2 protein-coding genes are annotated in these 557 nt (G+C 37.0%); both read left to right on the top strand.

Translation table 11 applies throughout. From position 1 onward, the window contains the following. The coding region (locus Q7C21_RS22695; protein ID WP_375151194.1) for a hypothetical protein at positions 1-197 on the top strand (197 nt) is incomplete at its 5' end. 16 nt (positions 198-213) lie between these two features. Further along, a partial coding sequence (locus Q7C21_RS22690; protein WP_375151193.1) for a hypothetical protein occupies positions 214-557 on the top strand: 344 nt, incomplete at its 3' end.

The raw sequence follows: 557 nt of genomic DNA, 5'->3' as shown, positions 1-557 counted from the left end.
CTTCTAATTGCGGTATGACTCAACTTATTAAGTTTAATCCTACTCAGAGTTGCGATATATGCCTTGGCACTATTGATCCCAATGAATATTCTCTTATTGAAGTTTGTCATTTCAACTATTATGATGGCGACGAGAGCACTAATGTTATACTGAATATTAAGCCTATTGATACTGAAGTGCCTCCGCATCTTGGTTAATTAAAGGAGTGTTTAAATGAAGAAGTTTATTTGTGCTGCACTTGCAGCAATTACTTGTCTGAGCGTTGGCGTTATGGCTAGCGCAGCTAATGCAAATTATTATAGCAATACTGGTCTTGCACATACTAACTGTAATGCACATAAGTATACTGTGAGCGCTGAAGAATGGCAGAATATTATTAATAAGGATGAGGATTCTAATCCTCAGACTAATGATATGATTCGTGTACGCTTCTATTTTGATGAGCTACGCTATGAAATGTTCGAAGGTAATACTCTGCTGCATGAATATAACTATGCTAACGAAGATTTCTTAGGTGTTCTGAAGAGCATTGCTACTATTGTTGCACCTTCTTCTGC

Origin of the sequence: Pantoea sp. ANP04 (genome assembly GCF_041982285.1) — a bacterium.
In the GTDB taxonomy this organism is placed as follows: Bacteria; Pseudomonadota; Gammaproteobacteria; order Enterobacterales; family Enterobacteriaceae; genus Pantoea; species Pantoea eucalypti.
Note: the sequence above shows the minus strand (reverse complement) of the source record. Positions and strands in the feature narration are given on the sequence as shown.